The organism is Chitinophaga sp. CB10, assembly GCA_001870995.2.
Taxonomy (GTDB): Bacteria; Bacteroidota; Bacteroidia; order Chitinophagales; family Chitinophagaceae; genus Chitinophaga.
This window is the reverse complement of the sequence record MLAV02000020.1, coordinates 71,509-90,774: the sequence shown is the minus strand read 5'-3', so window position 1 is coordinate 90,774 and position 19,266 is coordinate 71,509. Positions and strand designations below refer to the sequence as shown.

Annotated in this window: 11 protein-coding genes; 8 read left to right on the top strand and 3 right to left on the bottom strand. The window is 52.3% G+C overall.

What is annotated here, in order from left to right; genetic code table 11:
• Positions 1 to 14 precede the first annotated feature (14 nt).
• The 8 genes from BOC67_RS22560 (at position 15) to BOC67_RS22525 (ending at position 13,785) form a co-directional block, all read left to right on the top strand.
• The gene (locus BOC67_RS22560) at positions 15 to 1,424 is read left to right on the top strand and encodes a glycosyl hydrolase family 28 protein (protein WP_291913926.1); all 1,410 of its coding nucleotides are present in this window, start codon (positions 15 to 17) and stop codon (positions 1,422 to 1,424) included.
• Complete coding sequence (locus BOC67_RS22555) at positions 1,424 to 3,283, top strand: rhamnogalacturonan lyase (protein WP_291913924.1); 1,860 nt, start codon at positions 1,424 to 1,426, stop codon at positions 3,281 to 3,283. Before BOC67_RS22560 ends, BOC67_RS22555 begins: the two co-directional genes overlap by 1 nt.
• The gene (locus BOC67_RS22550) at positions 3,280 to 4,053 is read left to right on the top strand and encodes a rhamnogalacturonan acetylesterase (RefSeq protein WP_291913922.1); all 774 of its coding nucleotides are present in this window, start codon (positions 3,280 to 3,282) and stop codon (positions 4,051 to 4,053) included. Before BOC67_RS22555 ends, BOC67_RS22550 begins: the two co-directional genes overlap by 4 nt.
• On the top strand, positions 4,050 to 5,174 hold the full coding sequence (locus BOC67_RS22545) for a glycoside hydrolase family 88 protein (RefSeq protein ID WP_291913920.1): 1,125 nt from the start codon (positions 4,050 to 4,052) through the stop codon (positions 5,172 to 5,174). The genes BOC67_RS22550 and BOC67_RS22545 overlap by 4 nt, the downstream gene beginning before the upstream one ends.
• A 458-nt stretch (positions 5,175 to 5,632) precedes the next feature.
• Positions 5,633 to 8,863, top strand: a complete 3,231-nt coding sequence (locus BOC67_RS22540) for a TonB-dependent receptor (protein WP_291913918.1) — start codon at positions 5,633 to 5,635, stop codon at positions 8,861 to 8,863.
• A 19-nt stretch (positions 8,864 to 8,882) separates the two neighbouring features.
• Complete coding sequence (locus BOC67_RS22535) at positions 8,883 to 10,715, top strand: RagB/SusD family nutrient uptake outer membrane protein (protein WP_291913916.1); 1,833 nt, start codon at positions 8,883 to 8,885, stop codon at positions 10,713 to 10,715.
• Between the two features lie 11 nt (positions 10,716 to 10,726).
• Positions 10,727 to 12,319 (top strand): DUF5123 domain-containing protein, encoded by a 1,593-nt coding sequence (locus tag BOC67_RS22530; protein WP_291913914.1) that lies wholly within the window; start codon positions 10,727 to 10,729, stop codon positions 12,317 to 12,319.
• 137 nt (positions 12,320 to 12,456) lie between these two features.
• Positions 12,457 to 13,785 carry a pectate lyase gene (locus BOC67_RS22525; RefSeq protein WP_291913913.1) on the top strand — a complete coding sequence of 443 codons (1,329 nt, stop codon included), beginning with the start codon at positions 12,457 to 12,459 and terminating at the stop codon, positions 13,783 to 13,785.
• A gap of 130 nt (positions 13,786 to 13,915) precedes the next feature.
• Here BOC67_RS22525 and BOC67_RS22520 read toward each other — a convergent pair whose 3' ends face one another.
• The 3 genes from BOC67_RS22520 to ppsA all read right to left on the bottom strand — a co-directional run bounded on the left by BOC67_RS22520 (position 13,916) and on the right by ppsA (position 19,222).
• Positions 13,916 to 15,781 (bottom strand): SPFH domain-containing protein, encoded by a 1,866-nt coding sequence (locus BOC67_RS22520; RefSeq protein WP_291913911.1) that lies wholly within the window; start codon positions 15,779 to 15,781, stop codon positions 13,916 to 13,918.
• 525 nt (positions 15,782 to 16,306) lie between these two features.
• On the bottom strand, positions 16,307 to 16,732 hold the full coding sequence (locus BOC67_RS22515) for a VOC family protein (RefSeq protein WP_291913910.1): 426 nt from the start codon (positions 16,730 to 16,732) through the stop codon (positions 16,307 to 16,309).
• A 60-nt stretch (positions 16,733 to 16,792) separates the two neighbouring features.
• Positions 16,793 to 19,222, bottom strand: a complete 2,430-nt coding sequence (gene ppsA / locus BOC67_RS22510; protein WP_291913908.1) for a phosphoenolpyruvate synthase — start codon at positions 19,220 to 19,222, stop codon at positions 16,793 to 16,795.
• Positions 19,223 to 19,266: the final 44 nt, after the last annotated feature.

The window sequence follows — 19,266 nt, the reverse complement described above, 5'->3', positions numbered from 1 at the left end:
CGATAATTACCGTTATGATGAGATCCGCGTTACTGATACTTTGTTTATTTACCCTGTCCGTGCATGCGCAACAGTTAGACTGGGTGAAAAAAGTGGGGGCCGCCACGGCGCCCAAAGGCACAACGGTGTATTATGCCAATACCTATGGCGCGGTAAGCGATACGGTGACCGTTAATACCAAAGCCATTCAAAAGGCGATTGATGCCTGCGCGGCCAAAGGAGGCGGCATTGTGGCGTTTAAGCCGGGTACCTATGTGACCGGCGCTATATTCCTGAAAAATAATGTCCGTTTACGTATAGACAAGGGGGTTACCCTGCTGGGCTCCCAGCGTTTTGAAGATTACCCGGAGATTGATACCCGTATTGCAGGCATTGAAATGAGATGGCCGGCCGCTATGATCAACCTCCTGAAAGTGAAAAATGCATCGCTGGAAGGGGAGGGCGTGATCAACGCGCGGGGCCGCTTCTGCTGGGATAAATACTGGAAGATGCGCAAGGAAGACTACGAGCCGAAAGGGCTGCGCTGGATCGTGGATTACGATTCCAAACGCGTACGCACACTGCTGGTGCAGGAGTCCGAAGATGTGACGCTGAAAAATGTTACCATCAAGAACGCCGGCTTCTGGACGGTACACCTGCTGTACTCCACCCGCATCACGGTAGACGGGCTGGTGATCCGCAACAATGAAGACGGTACAGGCCCGAGTACGGACGGCATCGATGTGGATTCCTCCACCTGGGTGCTGATTCAAAACTGCGATATTGATTGCAACGACGATGACTTCTGCCTGAAGGCCGGCCGGGATTATGACGGGCTGCGGGTAAACAGGCCTACGGAATATGTAGTGATCCGCAAATGCATTGCCCGCAGGGGCGGCGGGCTGCTCACGCTGGGCAGCGAAACCTCCGGCGGCATCCGCCACGTACTCGCAACGGACCTGCAAGCCAAAGGCACTACGAATGGGTTTCATATCAAGTCGGCCACTACGCGGGGCGGCATTGTAGAAGATATTTATTTCAACAACATTCATATGGAGGAAGTAACCACGGCTTTCCATTTCACCATGAACTGGAACCCCGCTTACAGCTACTCCACTTTGCCTGAAGGTTACAACCCGGATTCCATTCCCGTACACTGGAAAACGATGCTGATGCAGGTAACGCCTGAACGGGGCACGCCGCATTTCCGCAATGTGCATGTGAGCAATATCAAAGCCAAGGCGGTGCGCCGGATCATTACCGCGCAGGGCCTGCCTACCTCGCAGCTGGAAAACTTCCGCTTCGATCAGCTGGACATCACGGCTGAAAGCAAGGGCACGCTCACACAGGTACAGGACTGGACCATCACCAACAGTACACTCAACGCTGCCGATAAAAAACCTTTCCAGGTAACAGACTCGAAAAACGTTCAAATTAACGAGTAATGAAAAAAGTATTATGGAGTCTGCTGTTGCTCCCTGTAACGGCAATGGCACAACGAAATATGGAGTACCTCAACAGGGGCGTGGTGGCTATCGCCGCCCCGGAAGGAGGCAACTTCGTCAGCTGGCGTTCCCTGGTCACGGACCCGGACAATGCCGCTTTCAACGTATATCGCGGTAACGTAAAAATCAATAACCAACCGCTTAAAAATGTTACCTGGCTGTTGGATAAAGCGGCCGATACCGCCGCCACGCTAGGTTACCAGGTGAGGATGGTGGTGAACGGGAAGGAGAAGGAAAGCAGCGAAGTCTTTACCAAAAAGACCGGCAGCAAGCCCTATTTATCCATTCCCCTGCAGCTCCCGGAGGGTTATTCCGCCAACGATGGGTCGGTAGGAGATGTGGATGGAGACGGGGCCTACGAAATCATTTTGCATGCTACCGGCAGAGCGCACGATAACTCTCATGCAGGTCTGACAGATCCACCGGTGTTCCAAGCCTATAAAATGGATGGAACGCTGTTGTGGACGATCAACCTCGGTAAAAATATACGCGAAGGCGCCCATTACACGCAGTTCCTTGTCTATGACCTGGACGGGGACGGTAAAGTGGAAGTGGTGATGAAAACCGCTGACGGTACTATGGACGCACTGGGTAATGTTATTGGCGACAGTACCAAAGACTGGCGTAACGATAAAGGCTATATCCTCGCCGGGCCGGAATACCTCACGGTATTCGATGGTAAGACCGGTAAGGCTATGGCTACGACGAACTACATTCCCGCCCGCCATCCGTCGTCCCTGACGCCGACGACGGAAGAGCTGAAAGCCATCTGGGGCGATGGGTACGGCAACCGTATGGACCGCTTCCTCGCCTGTGTGGCCTACCTTGATGGAAAGCATCCCAGCTTTGTGATGACCCGCGGTTACTATACCCGCACCGTCCTCGCAGCATGGGATTACAAGGATGGTAAGATCACGCACCGCTGGACGTTTGACAGTGATGAACCGGGTGGGAGAAACCGCGCCTACAGAGGGCAGGGGAACCATAACCTCACGGTGACGGACCTGGACAATGACGGTAAGGATGAAATTGTGTACGGGGCGATGGTCATCGATGATAACGGCCAGGGACTGTATTCCACCGGCCTGGGTCATGGCGATGCCCTGCATGTAACGGACCTGGATCCGGAACATCCCGGCCTGGAAATTTTTGATATACAGGAACGTTTTGATGATGCCGGCGCCAGCTTCCGCGACGCCCGCACCGGTGAAATACTTTGGAAAAAAGCATCTGTAAAAGCAGGCGAAGATGGAGAAGGCCCTGGCCGCGGGCTCGCGCTGGACATCGATCCGCGCTACCCCGGCTCTGAATGCTGGGTGGCCGGCGCAGGCATCACGGGGCTGTTTGATGCGAAAGGGAATGTGATCTCCGAAAAGGCGCCTCCCTCCTGCAACATGGGCATCTATTGGGATGGCGATGTGCTGAGCGAATTGCTGAACGGCACCACGATCGATAAATGGGATTACCTGAACAGTAAGGGCAACCGCCTGTTTGATGCAAGGCAATACGACTGCGTCAGCAACAATGGCACCAAATCCAACCCGGTATTATCTGCCGACCTGTTTGGCGACTGGCGGGAGGAAGTGATCTACCGCACTGCCGATAACAAGGAGCTGCGCATCTTCACGACTACCATCCCGACGGACGTGAAGCTGTACACGCTCATGCAGGACCCGCAATACCGCCTCAGCATTGTATGGCAGAATGTGGGCTACAACCAGCCGCCGCATACCGGCTATCACCTGGGCCAGGGCATGAAAACCCCTGCAAAGCCCAACATTAAAATCATTCAACCATGAAGAAAGTAAAATACCTGGGCCTGGCCGCCCTTTGCCTGCTCATGACTGCCTTTACGCAGGTGAAAAAGCCCGTGCTGTATATCATTGGAGACAGTACCGTGAAAAACGGCGACGGTAAAGGCAGTACCGGCCAATGGGGCTGGGGAACGCTGATAGACAGTTATTTTGATACGGCGAAAATCGAGGTGCAAAACCATGCGATCGGCGGGCGGAGTAGCCGCACCTTCCTCACGGAAGGCCGCTGGGAAAGAATCCTGGCTGAGCTGAAGCCGGGCGACTACGTGATCATGCAGTTTGGCCACAACGATGCCGGTCCGCTGGACGATACCGCCCGCGCAAGAGGCACCATCCGCGGTACCGGGGAAGAATCTAAGGAAATTTACAACCCTATCCGCAAGCAGCAGGAAGTGGTACATACCTATGGCTGGTACATGCGCAAGTATGTGGCAGAGGCCAAAGCGAAAGGCGCCATTGCCATCATTTGCTCACCCGTGCCACGGGATAACTGGAATGGCGACAAGGTAAAGCGCGGCAATGCCGACTATGGCTTATGGGCCCGGCAGACGGCCGATACCACCGGCGCTTTCTTCATTGACCTGAATAATATCATTGCTGAAAAATATGAAGCGCTGGGCAAGGAAAAAGTAGCCGCGCTGTTTAAAGGAGACCATACGCATACCAATAAAGAAGGCGCGGCGCTCAATGCCGGCGCGGTGGTGGAAGGACTGAAGCAAATACCTGGATGTACGCTTAATAGTTACCTGAGATGAAAAAGATACTGATAGCATTAACGATGATCGGGGCCTTGCAGGCGAATGCCCAGCAGCTCCCCGATAAGAAGAAAACACTGAAAGCGCTGGAGCTGACGAATAAGTACTTCATGGAAAAGTACGCTGATCCGGGGAAACCGACGTTCGTGAAAAAAGAACGTCCGTCCAACCTCTGGACCCGGGCTGTGTATTACGAGGGGTTGATGGCGCTGTATAATATTGATAAGAAACCCGCTTACAAGCAATATGCGCTGGACTGGGGCAAGAGCCACAACTGGGGCCTCTGGGGCGGCCCTACCGTGCGGAATGCAGATAATATCTGCGCCGGGCAGACCTACATTGACCTGTACAGGATCGATAAGGACCCGCAGTACATTAAGGAAGTAAAGGCCGCTATCGACAATATGAAGAGCACCGATAAGGTGGACGATTGGTGGTGGATTGACGCGCTGCAGATGGCGATGCCGGTGTTTGTGAAACTGGGGGTAGATAACAAGGATAACAGCTATTTCGACTTCATGTACCGGATGTACAGCTATACCAAGCATCAGCATGGGACCAATGGCTTGTATAACCCCGCTGATAAGTTGTGGTGGAGAGATAAGGACTTCGTGCCGCCTTATACCACCGTTGGCGGAAAACAGTGCTATTGGAGCAGGGGCAATGGATGGGTGGTAGCGGCACTGGTACGTACCCTGGAGGAGCTGCCGAAAACCGATCCGCACTATGCTGAATACATGCAGGATTACAAGGACATGCTGGCTGCGCTGCTCCCGCTGCAACGCCCGGACGGCTACTGGAATGTAAGCCTGGCCGACCCTACGGAGTATCCAGGTAAGGAGCTGACCGGTACCTCGCTTTTCGTGTATGGCATGGCCTGGGGCATCAACAAGGGCCTTATTGACCGGAAGGTGTACCTGCCGGTACTCGCCAAAGCCTGGAATGCGATGCTGAAGGACTGCGTGCATCCCAACGGCGCGCTGGGCTGGGTGCAAAGCACCGGCAAGGAGCCGAAGGACGGACAGCCGGTGAGCTATGATAAGATTCCCGACTTTGAAGATTATGGGCTGGGATGCTTCCTGCTGGCAGGTTCGGAAGTATATCAGCTGAAGAAAAAATAATAAAGGATCCGGAAAACCCGCTGGGTTCAATGGGTTTCCCGGATTCATAGTCCCGCTGTCATTAACCTGATAAATAAGAGGATAGCCTCTTACAAGATACCGTTTTGAGTAGATGCGGTGTATTTTTGCCCATTCCCTCGCTGGTTTTCCGGCGAGGGATTTTTTTTGTTATCACGTCAAAATGACCCTTTTGGGAACGATTGCGTAAATAATTAGGAGCAAACTGTTGGCGGTTAGAAAATTAGAGAGTAAAATTGTTACCAGAGCTATGGATCTGAAACGAACAACAGGCTATCAGCTTTTCATGGGACACGTTAATGAAAATTATTCAAAAGAATGCTTCCTGACCTATAGACACCAACAACATAGCACGTCATACAGCTGAAAAGCTGATTCTATCAACCTAAATTTCATTCGAAAAGGAGTTCTTCAACGGACATTAAATCTTTTTTCCACTTATGAAAAGAATTCTTCTCCTTGTTGCCATCATATGTGGCAGTATGGCTGGCTTTGCCCAATCCCGTCAGGTAAAGGGAACAGTCACCAACAAAGAAGCAGGCGATCCCTTACCGGGAGTAACTGTTCGCCTGATGAACACTTCAACAGGGGTTAATACAGATGTTAACGGGCGCTTCACGATCAATTTGCCAAATGATAATGCAGCGCAATTGCAGTTTACCTACATTGGCTACCAGGCGAAGGTGATACCTGTAAAAGCGGGTCAAACCCTGAATGTGACCCTGGAGCAATCCAACGCCAACATGAATGAGGTGGTGGTGGTAGGTTACGGCACCATGCCCCGCGGGGAATTCACCGGTTCTGTATCCAGCATTAACGCCACCAAAGAGTTGAAGGACATTCCGGCCAATACCGTGGCGGAAGCGCTGGCCGGCCGCCTGGCGGGTGTGCAGGTAACGACGACGGAAGGCCGCCCGGGTGCGGAAATCCTGATCCGTGTACGCGGTGGCGGTTCCATCACACAGGATAACTCCCCGCTCTACATTGTGGACGGTATCCAGGTAGAGAATGCGCTGTCTTTACTTTCCCCGCAGGAAATCCAATCCATCGACGTACTGAAAGATGCGGCATCCACCGCCATCTACGGCGCCCGCGGCGCAAACGGCGTGGTGATCATCACTACGAAAGGAGGGAAGGAAATGAAAACCCGCGTGAGCTACGACGGCTATGCCGGTACCCGCAGCATTGTGAATAAGCTGGCTGTGCTGAAACCTTACGACTATGTGAAATACCAGTACAAGGTATATAACTACAATACAGATGAGGCTACGGCCAACTCCTTCCGCGATAAATATGGCCGCTGGGAAGACCTGGAATTATACAGGAACATGCCATTTACCGACTGGCAGGATGAGGTGTTTGGCCGTGATGCAAAGAACCTGACGAACGTGGTCACCGTATCCGGCGGTTCCAAAACCACGAGCTTCAACCTTACGCTCAATAACCTGAAAGATGATGGCATCATGCTGGAATCAGGTTACCGCCGTAATATGCTCTCTTTCCGCTTTGACCACCAGGCGTCAGACCGGCTGAAAGTGGGCCTCACCGCCCGTTATGGCCGGCAGCGTATAGATGGGGTGGGCACTTCCGCTACGGGTTCCCAGGGTACTAACCGTTTGCGCAACTCCGTTCGCTACAAACCGTTCATCGGTACAGGCCAGGAAGATGTGGTGGATATATTCGATCCGGCCTATGCCGATCTCACCAACCTCACCAGTCCTGTATTACTGGCGCATAACGAACTGAAATACGATTATCGCAACGATGGTAACTTCAGCGGTTACTTTAGCTATGATATCACCAGGGACCTTACGTTTAAATCCGTAGCCGGTATCACTGCCAACAACAGCAGGGCGAATACTTACAACGGCGAGGTGACCAGCGTGGCGCGCAGCAATGCCGGCCTCGCAGTCGTGTCTATCAACACCGGTGAAACTATGACGCTGACCAACTCCAACACCCTGAACTACAAACATACTTTTGCCAAAAAGCATAATGTGAATGTATTGCTGGGCCAGGAGCTGTACCAGACGAAGGCTACTACTTTCAACAGCACCGTAAAATTCATCCCGGTGGACCTTTCACCGGAACAGGCTTTTGCCGGTATCGATAAAGCCACGCCTCCATCCGGTTATGTGCAGGACCCTGCCACCACCAGCGAATCACAGGCAAGGCTGATATCCTTTTTCGGCAGGTTAAACTACTCTTACGATAGCCGCTATATGCTCACTTTAACAGGCCGGTATGATGGTTCTTCCAAGTTCAACTACGAAAACGGATTCGCCTTCTTCCCATCCGCAGCGGTGGCCTGGCGCGTGGCAGAAGAGAACTGGTTTAAGGAAGCGGATATCCGCTGGCTGTCTGACCTGAAGGTGCGCGCCAGCCTGGGTACCTCCGGTAACAACCGCATTGCCAACGACCTTTTCCGCACCGTGTTTGACGCTAAGAATGCCAGCTATGCCTTTGAGGAAGCGGTGACGCCTGGCCTGGCGCCGGTATCCCTCGCCAATCCAAGGCTGAAATGGGAAACCACCGTTGCCCGCAACCTGGGGCTGGATGTGAGCTTCCTGGATAACCGCATCAACGCCACGGTAGACTTCTATAATAACAATACCCGCGACCTCCTGCTGGCTGCGCAAATTCCACAGACGACCGGTTATGCCACACAAATGCAGAACATCGGTAAAACCAAAAATACCGGCGTGGAATTGCAGATTAATGCCTCCATTTTCGCTAAAAAGAAATTCAACTGGAATGTAAGTTTCAACGTGGCGCATAATAAAAATACCATCGTGAGCCTGGGTACGGACCCAAGCGGCAACCCGCTGAAATCCTACTTTGCGCAGTCCGGATGGGTGAACAGCCTGAATGACTTCCTCGTGGAAGTAGGCGCTCCCATCGGCCAGTTCTATGGCTATGTAACCGATGGTTACTACAGTGTGGATGATTTTGATTACAACCCATCCACCAAACGATACACGCTGAAAGCAGATGTGCCTAACTCCGGCGCTGTAGCCCTGGGTAACAGGGACCCTCAGCCGGGCGACCTGAAGCTGAAGAAGCTCACAAATGATAAGAACATGACCATCGGCGCCAACGACAGAACTGTGCTGGGTAACGCGCAGCCTAAGTTCTTTGGCGGTATCAACAACCAGTTTACCTGGAACGGGTTTGATATGAGCATCTTCCTTAACTTCTCCTATGGCAATAAAGTGTATAATGCCAACAGGATGGAGTTTACCACGCAGTACCTGTATAAGGACAATAACCTGCTGGAGTTCATGAAAGACCAATGGAAATGGTATGACGACAATGGGCAGAAGGTAACCGATCCTGAGGCGCTGAAAGCCCTGAACAAGGATACCAAATACTGGTCCGCGCCGCTGGGTAACTACTTCCTGCATTCCTTCGCGATCGAAGATGGTTCCTTCCTGCGCATCAGTAACATCACCCTGGGTTATTCCATCCCGGAGAAACTGCTGAAACGCACCAATGTATTCTCCCGTTTCCGTGTGTACGCTACCGTTAACAACCTCCATACTTTCACGAAGTACAGTGGTTATGATCCGGAGGCCAATACCCGTCGCAATAATCCGCTGACGCCGTCTGTTGATTACTCTGCGTATCCGCGTAGCCGTTTCATCCTGGCTGGTATAAATGCTTCTTTCTAAGATTTAATTGTAACTCATTATGCGTAAACGTACTCTATATACCATTTTGGCTGCTGCCGGTATGCTGACCGTGGCATCCTGTAAAAAATACCTGACTGTAGATTCGCCTTCTACCGTCTTGCTGGACGATACTTTCAACAGCGTTTCCAATACCAACAGCGCTATTGTTGGCACCTATGCCATGTTGATCGGGGATAACGGCTACGGTAGCCGCATCGCCACGCTGTTCCCGCAATCCGCTGATGATTTCAGGACCTCCGGCGATTACAATGCGGACGACCGCCGAGGGATCAGTTGCTATGGCGCAAGCCCTGCCAACACCGACCTGCCCAACTGCTTTAACCAGTTGTTTAAAGGCATTGAAAGGGCTAATAACTGTATCAAATACATCCCGCTGTCCAAACCGTATAACTCCGGTTCGGAGAACGATAAAAAGCTGATGCGTAAGATGCTGGGCGAAGCGCTGACATTGCGCGCACAGTTTTATTACGAGGCGGTGCGCAACTGGGGCGATCTGCCGGCGCACTTTGTACCGGCTGCGGACCTGGCGGACCCTTACCTGCCGCGCACCAACCAGGACACTATCCTGGACCGCATCCTTGCCGACCTGGCCACTGCGGAAGACCTTGTGCCGTGGAGAAGTGAGTCGCCCGACCAAAACATCCGCATTACCAAAGCAACCGTAAAAGGCTTACGCGCCAGGATTGCACTGGCCCGTGGCGGTTACGCGCTGCGCACCAGCTCTAAAATGATGGAGCGTGGCAGCGACTATAAAAAATACTACCAGATAGCGATGGACGAGTGTAAGGATATCATGGATCATCCTGCGGAACACTCCCTGAACCCGGTGTATGAAAACCTTTTTAAAACGTTGCATTCCGCGGCCCGCATGGATAATGAACATGAGTTGATTTTTGAAGTGGGCGCCTTTGGCGGTAACGCCAGCTCCGACAGTAAGCTGGGATATTACAACGGTATGCGGCACAATGCCAGCTCCAAATATGGCGGCGGAGGCGGCGGCATCAATGCCATCCCTACCTACTTCTATGAATTTGATTCCATCGGGGATGTAAGGAGAGATGTAACCCTGAACTGTTTTGAAATTGACGCGGATAGCAAGAAGATCGCGACAACCGGCGCAGCCATGACAGATGGTAAGTTCAGGCGGTCATGGACCAGTATCATCGGTACCGCGCAAAACCTGGCGGTGAACTGGCCTATCCTGCGCTTTGCGGACGTCCTGCTGATGTATGCGGAGGCGGACAACGAGATCAACGGCGCGCCTTCCGCCCTGGCGCAGGAAGCGCTGCTGCGGGTGCGCAAACGCGCCTATGCGGGCCATGAGGACAGGATCCCTGCTATCCCGCAGGATAAGGAAGGATTCTTCAAAGCCATTGTACAGGAAAGATTATTGGAGTTTGGCGGTGAGGGTATCCGTAAATATGATCTGATCAGATGGAACCTGATTGCTACCAAATTTGCTGAAACCAAAGACAAGCTGCGTGAGTTTATGAACGGTACCGGCAGATACGCCAACGTGCCGGCATATATCTACACCAAGGCGGCGGAGTATAAGGTGAGAACTTCCGCTGAGGAGATGGCCACCATGGACCTGTATGGCGGCGCGCCTTCCAAAGTGTTCTTTGAACCGGGGCTGGGCACTTCGTCCGCACCATCGGGGTCAGGCTATACTTCCAAAGCATGGAGAGCTTCCGTAACGGAGGATTATATCACCGGCGACCGGAAAGGGTACGTGCGCTACTTTGAGCCAAATAAGAAAGAGCTGTTCCCTATTCCGCTGGATGCGATGAACAGTAATTACAAACTCGAGCAGAACTTTGGTTACAAATAAAAATCCCTATCATGACTATCAGATTTAATTATAAATACCTCGTAGTAATACTGCTGGCAATCGCCGGCCTGGGAGCCTGCAAACGTACCGAAGACGACCTGGCAATGCCGCGTGAGTTTATGCCTTCCGGGGAAATCAGCATCTCTTCGGAAGATACGGTGGCCATCCTCACCTGGAAGGCGGCGCTGTACACCACGAAGGCCACCTATACAGTGGACCTCTCGAAGGACTCCACCTTTGCGACTTACGAACACCGTTTCACCACCGATACTTCCGGTATCCGGATCAACGATAATTACCTGACGCCGCGTGCCAAATATTTTGTGCGGGTGCGTACCAACAATGCCGACAGTACGAAAAGTTCCCACTGGCTGACCAGCAAAAGCTTTTCCATCTCCGGCGAGCAATGGCTGATCAATCCCGCTGCGACGGATATTATCGATAAGTCGGCCATCATCAGCTGGAAGCCGGCCCCCGGCTTTGTGAAGCTGGAACTGAAGGCGACCAGCGAGCCGGTGATTACCGTTGCTTTGGACGCTGCTACCAGCCAGGCCGGGCATATCCAGGTAAATGGCCTCAAAGCGGCAACTACTTATAATGTGGAAATCTATGATGCGGCAGGAAAAAGTAAAGGCTATATCACTTTCAAAACGAAAGATGGCGTGCCTGCAAACGGTACGGTGATCGACCTTTCGGCCATCAGCGGCCGCCCGTCCGTACTGATGGATACCATTGCCGTAGTACCATCCGGCAGTACCATTATACTCAAGCGTGGCGAAAACTATGCCTTTACTTCAGAAGTGGTGCTGAGTAAATCGCTGAGCATTGTAGCAGAAATCAGCTTCAATCCGAATTACCCGGTGATTACTTTCAACAGTGCCATGAACCTCTCTGCCGGCGCTACGATTGACTCAGTGCTGTTCCGCGAGGTGACCCTGAAAGGCGCAGTATATACCGGCTCTTATGTGATGAATATTAACAAGGCAGGCAGCATTGGCAAGGTGAACTTTGAATCCTGCAACCTGGAAATGTTCCGTGGCGTGGTGCGCGTGCAGACGGCGGATGCGGCAGGAACTGCCATTAATACCATTGGGTTTAACAATTGTGTGATAGACAGTATTGCAGATTATGGCGTGGTGAATGGGAATGCACAATCTGCCCTGAGCAATATCCGCATCACCAACAGTACGCTGTACAAGATGCAGAAAGTAATTGTAGGCGGCAAACAGGCCGAGGCGGTTGAGTTCACCAATGTGACGATCAACGAAGCGCCCCAGGCGAACAGTACTTCCTACCTGGTAGATTTTAATGCCAACAATGTTTCCAACGGCATTAAGTTTACCGGTTGCATCCTCGGCCATGGCAGGATCAACAGCAACGCTATTTCCGTGAGGGGCGTACGTGCCGGCAGCGGCACTACTGTCAGCGCCAGCGCTACCTATACTACCGGCGATTATACGGCTACCTCCAACCCGATTCCGGGGGTAATAGGTTATTCCGCCACGGTAGCGGCGTTGTTCGAAGATCCCTACAATGGTAACTTCAGGATTAAGGACAGCGGATTCCCCGGGAAAGCGACTGCCGGCGATCCGCGTTGGAGATAATTTATTACAGCGGTGGATAGCCGGCCGGATATGCCGGGCCGGCAACACTGTTGACCGCGGCGGTCAGCCGGCCTGGGATACAGGGTAAGCAAGACTTTACTGCAGCGCTTTGCGCTACATTTAATACGTTATGTAATATGAAATTCATCAGTAAATTTTTTTTCTGGCAGATGATGATAGGAGGATGCCTGCTTGCTGCGGATGCAACTGCGCAGCAGCAGGCTTTTCCTGGTGCGGAAGGATTTGGCCGGTATGCCAGTGGCGGCCGGAATGGGAAAGTCATTTATGTCACCAACCTGGAAGATGACGGCCCGGGTAGTTTCCGCAAGGCGGTAGAAGCCAAAGGGCCGCGTATCATTGTATTCCGTGTGTCCGGCACCATTCCTTTACAATCTCCTATTCGCATTAAGGAAGGCAACCTGACGATTGCCGGGCAATCGGCCCCGGGGGATGGCATTTGCGTGCGTAATTATCCTACCTATGTGGAAGCCAACAATGTGATCATCCGGTATATGCGTTTCCGTTTGGGAGATGATTCCCGTAAGGAGGGGGATGCCCTCGGCGGGAGGAATACGGATAATGTGATCATCGACCACTGTTCCATCAGCTGGGCGATGGACGAATGCGCTTCCTTCTATTACAACAGCAATTTCACTTTGCAATGGTGCCTCGTGGCAGAAGCGTTGAATGAATCTTACCATATTAAGGGCGCGCATGGTTATGGCGGCATCTGGGGTGGGAGGAAGGCGAGCTTCCATCATAACCTGATTGCGAATAACAACAGCCGTAATCCCCGTTTCAGTGGTTCCAGCACAACGGTCAATACAGAAGATGAGCTGGTGGATTACCGCAACAACGTAGTGTACAACTGGGGTTTCAACAGCTCCTACGGCGGTGAAAAAGGGCATTACAATATGGTGAATAACTATTACAAAGCCGGCCCTGCTACGCAGAAGAAGGTGCGAAACAGGATTATCAATCCTTCGGAACCATACGGGCAGTTTTATGTAGATGGGAATTTCGTTTACCAGGACCCTGCGGTTACGGCGAAGAATACAGATGGAGGCGTACAATGCAATGACCCTGCTGCGGCCCTGGTGAAAACGCCGTTTGAGGTAAGCCCTGTAAACACTACCGATGCGCTCAACGCGTATAAGGCCGTACTGGCTGCCGCCGGCGCGAGCCTTCGCAGGGATGCAGTGGATACGCGGATCGTCCGCGAAGTGGAAACAGGCATCTCCACAAATGGAAAAAAGCAGAATGGTATTATTGATACCCCTGCCGAAGCAGGCGGCTACCCGGAGCTGAAATCGGCTCCGGCACCGCCGGATGGGGACAATGACGGGATGCCGGATGACTGGGAAAAAGCCAACGGCCTGAATCCCCATGTTGCGGATGGTAACGGGCACCAGTTGGATAAGGGATACACTAATGTAGAAGTGTATTTGAATAGTTTGGTGAAGTAATTACTTCGTATATACGTGGAGGAGTGTGCTGCGGTACACTCCTTTTTTTATTTGCAGCTGCACTGTTTAAATGGGAGAAGCGCTGCAGACGCAGCGCTTCGGTGGCTATAGATGGCGGAAGGGGCAATCGTTATTGCCCTTGTTGTATATCTTGATCTTTTTCGGATTTTCGTTTCGCTACTTCTTCCAGCAGCTTCAAGCCCAGCAGTCCGGACATGGGGCCGTTGGCAGTATCGCCTCCACCGCCGATCAGCACTTCCGGCATGATGCGGATGTTTTGTGTACCGATGGCTTCCATTACTTTCAATTGGGTGAAGTTATCGCCGCCCATGGCTTCCACGGCCAGCTTATACGATTCGGCGCTGGCCTGGCCGGTAGCGAGGATTTTCTCTGCTTCCGCTTTACCGATGAGGGAGATTTTTTCCGCATCGGCTTTCGCGGTCCATTCCGTACGTTCTGCTTCCGCTTTCGCGAGGAGGCGTACTTTTTCGGCCTCGCCGGCGGCAATCAGTTTCATGCGGTCGCTTTCGGCGGTTGCCTGCAAGCGTACGCTGTTGGCGTCACCGGTGGCTTTTTTCACCGCGGCGTCGGCATTGCGTTCGGCAATCCATACGCCCTGATCCGCTTTTACGATTTCCTTCTGGATTTCTGCGATCGCAGTTTCTTTTTCCAGTTTCTGACGGGTTTCCTGTGCCAGCCGTTCCGTATCGTAGGTCACTTTCTGCTCCTCTGCGATCTTACGATCGGTGAGGGTCTTCATCAGTGTTTCCGGTGGAACGATGTCGCCGATAAGGGTATCCACGCCATGCACGTTATATTGTTCCAGCACGTGGCCGATATGTTCTTTCGCGCTGTCCTGCCGCTCTTTACGGCTGGTTAAGAAGCCGATTACATCTGATCCCTGCGCGCTGTTACGGAAGTAGTTACCGATGGTAGGCTCCAGTACCTGCGTAACGAGGTTGCTCATGTTACCGAACCGCGCAATTACTTTCGGCGCTTCGTTGGTGGGGATGTGGATGATCTGCGCCACGTCCAGGTTGAAGGTAAAACCGTCTTTACTGCGTACGGTGATGGTAGAGAGGTTTTTATCCAGCTGGTGCGCTTCGCTGCGGGCAGCGGCCCAGTTGAGCACCAGGTTGGTGGTAGGCACCAGTTCCACCTTCATGATGTAGGGGTTGATGGGATATTTACCGGGGCCCAGCGGCTCTGCCCAGACGCCTTTCTGGCCTTTGGAAACGATGTTGCCATGTTTGAACTCAGCGCCGCTGAGGTCCACGCCGTCGTTACCGACGAAGGAGATCACTACGCCCACATGTCCGATAGCGATTTCCGTCATTTTCACCAGTTCGATACGGGCAAACCAGGGATTGATAAAGTAGGAACCCGCGAGTACCACCTGTTCCTGTAGCCCTTTGTAGCCGCCGTTTTGGAGGAAGGTGTCCACATCCTGGAAGTTGTTGTGATGGTCGATATGCCGGCCTGCGATGGAGCCGGCCTCAATGGCTTTACCTTCGAGCGTGGTCACGATGCCGACAGCATTTTCAGGGACGGTAATCGCGTCTGTCAGCTCCACTTCGAACAGGAAAGTATTGATGCGGTAGGAACCCGGCGTGATAATGGCCGTCTGCCGGCCTTTGCGGCCGCCGTTTTTCAGGAATGCCTCTGCGTCCTGGAAGGTGTCGCAGGCAACCTTACGCGCCAGCACAGCGCCTGTTTCCAGCTCCATACCATCTTTTGCCAGTACCAGTCCGATTTTGCCGGTAGGAATGACGGTGAAGGGTTGAAAGGATACGCTGTACTGCCAGAACCAGCGCCAGAAGTAGATGCCGGGAGCGAGGGTTTGCGCCTGGAAACCCGCCTGCCCGTCCGTAGCAATAATGCGGCCTTCCGGTAATTCCTGTTTACCAAAGAGCACGAATTTTTTGGTGACCAGTCCGATACGGTCTTCCGGCACGATTACTACGCCAAAGAATATACGAAGTAATACCTTATGCAAAATAAGGAGTAGTATGGGCACAGCAATAACTATTACCCACGTAATTGCAGATACGTTGTTCATTGTTAGGGATGGTTGAGAATGTATGTGTTGAAAAGGTTACATCAGTTGGTTACATAGCTGAAGACATGCATTAAAGAGGCCTCTTTAATTTTTGTGGCGCTATATATCCAAAAGGTATGCCAGATGTTAATTATGGACGTGGGGGAGAAGTGTTGAACTTGGATAAGATGTAGGCAGTAAGGAACGTAATAATGTCCGAATTGTCAGATTCCATTGTTGTAAAAATTACGGTGTAAATGTGGAGAAATTACGGGAATCTGCAAAATTATTTTGGGGAGGTAGATAAGAATATAGCAGGTAAATGTTTTAGAACTGGAAGAGTGAAAAAGCCTGGATCCCACACAGCCGGCACCTTTTGTGCCGGCTGTAAATCGGTCAATGTGTGGGTATCCGATAATCAGCATTTTCATGCTCCGGAAGCCAGGGCGGGTGAATACCCGGAGTAGCTGTGATTGAAATATCTTAAGGCAGTAATACCTGGCCCTGTTCGTTCATTTCCCAGAAAGGATTGTGCGCCACTTCAAACAAATGCCCGTCAGGGTCGGTGAAGTAGCCGCTGTAACCGCCCCAGAAAACCTCTTCAGCGGGTTTTACAATTTTACCGCCGGCTTTTTCGGCCAGTTGTAATACGGCATCCACTTCCTCCCGGCTGCGGGTATTATACGCCAGGGAAATGCCCCTGAAGCCGCTTCCTGCCGGCGTTTGCCCGGCATCCTCCGCCAGCGCATCCCAGCCGAATAGGGACAGTACCATACCTCCAAGGGAAAAGAAGGCAACGGCTTCCTGGCTGTCGGAAGATTTTTTCCAGCCAAGGCCTTCTTCGTAAAACTTCAGGGAGCGATTCAGGTCTCTCACGCCTAAGGTGATGAGTGTTAGTCGTTGCTGCATACGGATGTTATTTTGCTAATAAATTTAGTAAAATAATTCCGCATGCAGCCATATGTATCATTAAATTTCTACTGCTTCCAGTTCCGCTTCATGGATAGCTTTCAGGGTTTTGGTGACAGCATCCGGCGTAACGGAAATACTGTCAATACCCATGCTGATCAGCATCCGGGTGAATTCCGGGAAGTCGGAAGGGCCCTGCCCGCAGATGCCTACTTTCACACCTTTTTCCTTGGCTACGCTGATTAGTCGCGCAATCATGCGTTGTACGGCGGGATTCATTTCATTGTATAGTGAGGCTACAATGCTGGAATCCCTGTCCAGCCCCAGGGTCAGCTGGGTGAGGTCATTGGAGCCGATGGAGAACCCGTCGATATAAGCGGCAAACTCTTCCGCCATGATGATGTTGCTGGGCAGCTCCGCCATCAGGTACACTTCCAGGCCTTCTTCCCCGCGTTTCAGGCCAAATTCCTCCATCACGCCCAGGACTTTCTGCAGCTCTTCCACCGTACGGCAGAAGGGGATCATGACTACTACATTGGTTAATCCCATTTGCTCGCGCACTTTGCGGATGGCCTCACATTCCAGGCGGAATGCGGGTTTGTAGGCTTCGGAATAATACCTGGAAGCGCCCCGCCAGCCTATCATCGGGTTTTCTTCCGATGGTTCGAAATATTTACCGCCGAGGAGGTTGAAGTATTCGTTGCTCTTGAAATCGGAGAAACGCACAATTACTTTTTCCGGATAGCAGGAGGCGGCAATCTTACCCACGCCATAGGCGAGTTGATTGATAAAGTAATCGGATTCGCTCTCATGGCCTTTTATGAGCTGGGTTATTTTTTTGGAGAGATCGGCATCCTTCAGCTCTCTATGGTTCAGTAATGCGAGCGGATGCGCTTTGATATAATTGTTAATGATAAATTCCTCTCTGGCCAGTCCAATGCCCCTGTTAGGCAGGTGGGTATATTGAAACGCCATGGAAGGAGTACCCACATTGAGCATGAGTTGTGTGTTGACCTGCGGCAATTGTGAAAGGTCCATTTCCTGCTCTTCCACAGGGAGGATGCCATCGTACACGACGCCTTCCGTTCCTTCCGCGCAATTGACGGTGATGGCTTGCCCGGAGGTGAGCTTTTCCGTAGCATCGCCGCAGCCTACAATCGCCGGAATGTCCATCTCCCTGGCTACGATAGCGGCATGGCAGGTTCTGCCACCTTTATTGGTGACGATGGCGGAGGCCATTTTCATGATGGGTTCCCAATCCGGATCGGTCATATCGGTTACCAGCACATCTCCCGGCTGGAAGCCCAGGCCAGCGTTGAGCCGGTTGTCCAGCGAGAAGAGGATGTTGACATGGCCTGCGGCTATTTTATCCCCCACGGCGATGCCGCGGACGATCTCTTCGCGGGGAGCGCCGTTATCGTTGATCACGTAGGATTTCACTTTGCTGTGATCCTTACGGGAATGAATGGTTTCCGGCCTTGCCTGTACGATGTATAGTTCGTTGGTGAGTCCGTCCAGCGCCCATTCCACATCCATGGGGCACCAGTGGCCTTTCTTTTCGGAATAGTAGGCTTCGATGCAATTCACCCAGGAGGCCAGCTGGATAATATGTTCATCGCTGAGGCAGAATTTATGCACGGCCTGCTTTTCTACCGGGATGATTTTCGTTCTCTCGTCGCTGCCTTCCCCGTAGACCATTTTTTTATCCTTGTTACCCAGCTTCTTTTCTATGATGGGGGTGTAGCCTTTATCCAGCAAGGGTTTGAAGACGATGAATTCATCCGGGCTGACAGCTCCCTGTACGACCATTTCTCCCAGGCCCCAGGAGCCGTTGATCAGCACTACATCCCGGAAGCCTGATTCCGTATCCAGTGAAAACGCTACGCCGGAGGCGCCGAGGTCCGAGCGCACCATTTTCTGCACGCAAACGGATAAGCCTATACTAAAATGATCGTAGCCAAAGGTGGAGCGGTAGCTGATGGCGCGGTCCGTAAACAGGCTGGCGAAGCAGTTCCGCACGGCATCGATCAGCGCTACGGGCCCGCGTACGTTGAGGAAGGTTTCCTGCTGGCCGGCGAAAGAAGCGTCCGGTAGGTCTTCCGCAGTGGCGGAACTGCGTACAGCCACATCCGTTTGCTCCTGGCCGTATTCCCTTGACAAGGCATGATAAGCATCAATTATCTGGCTGCTCAATTCATACGGAAAGCGGGTACTGCTGATAGCCTGGCGTATGCGCATGCCGGCGCGGCGCAGACTGGTGATATCTTCAAAATCGATATTGGCAATCTGCTCGCGGATATAATCTTCCAGTCCGCTTTGATGCAGGAAATCGTAGTAGGCTTTGGTGGTGATGGCAAAGCCGGTGGGTATCTTCACACCTGCCTGTGCGAGGTTGCCAATCATTTCGCCGAGTGAGGCGGACTTGCCACCAACGAGCGGCAACGATTCCATCGTTACGGCTTCGAGTGGGAGAATTATATGATCCTTCATAACATGCTGTTTATAGCATGAAGGTATCTCCCGATGCCGGTTCG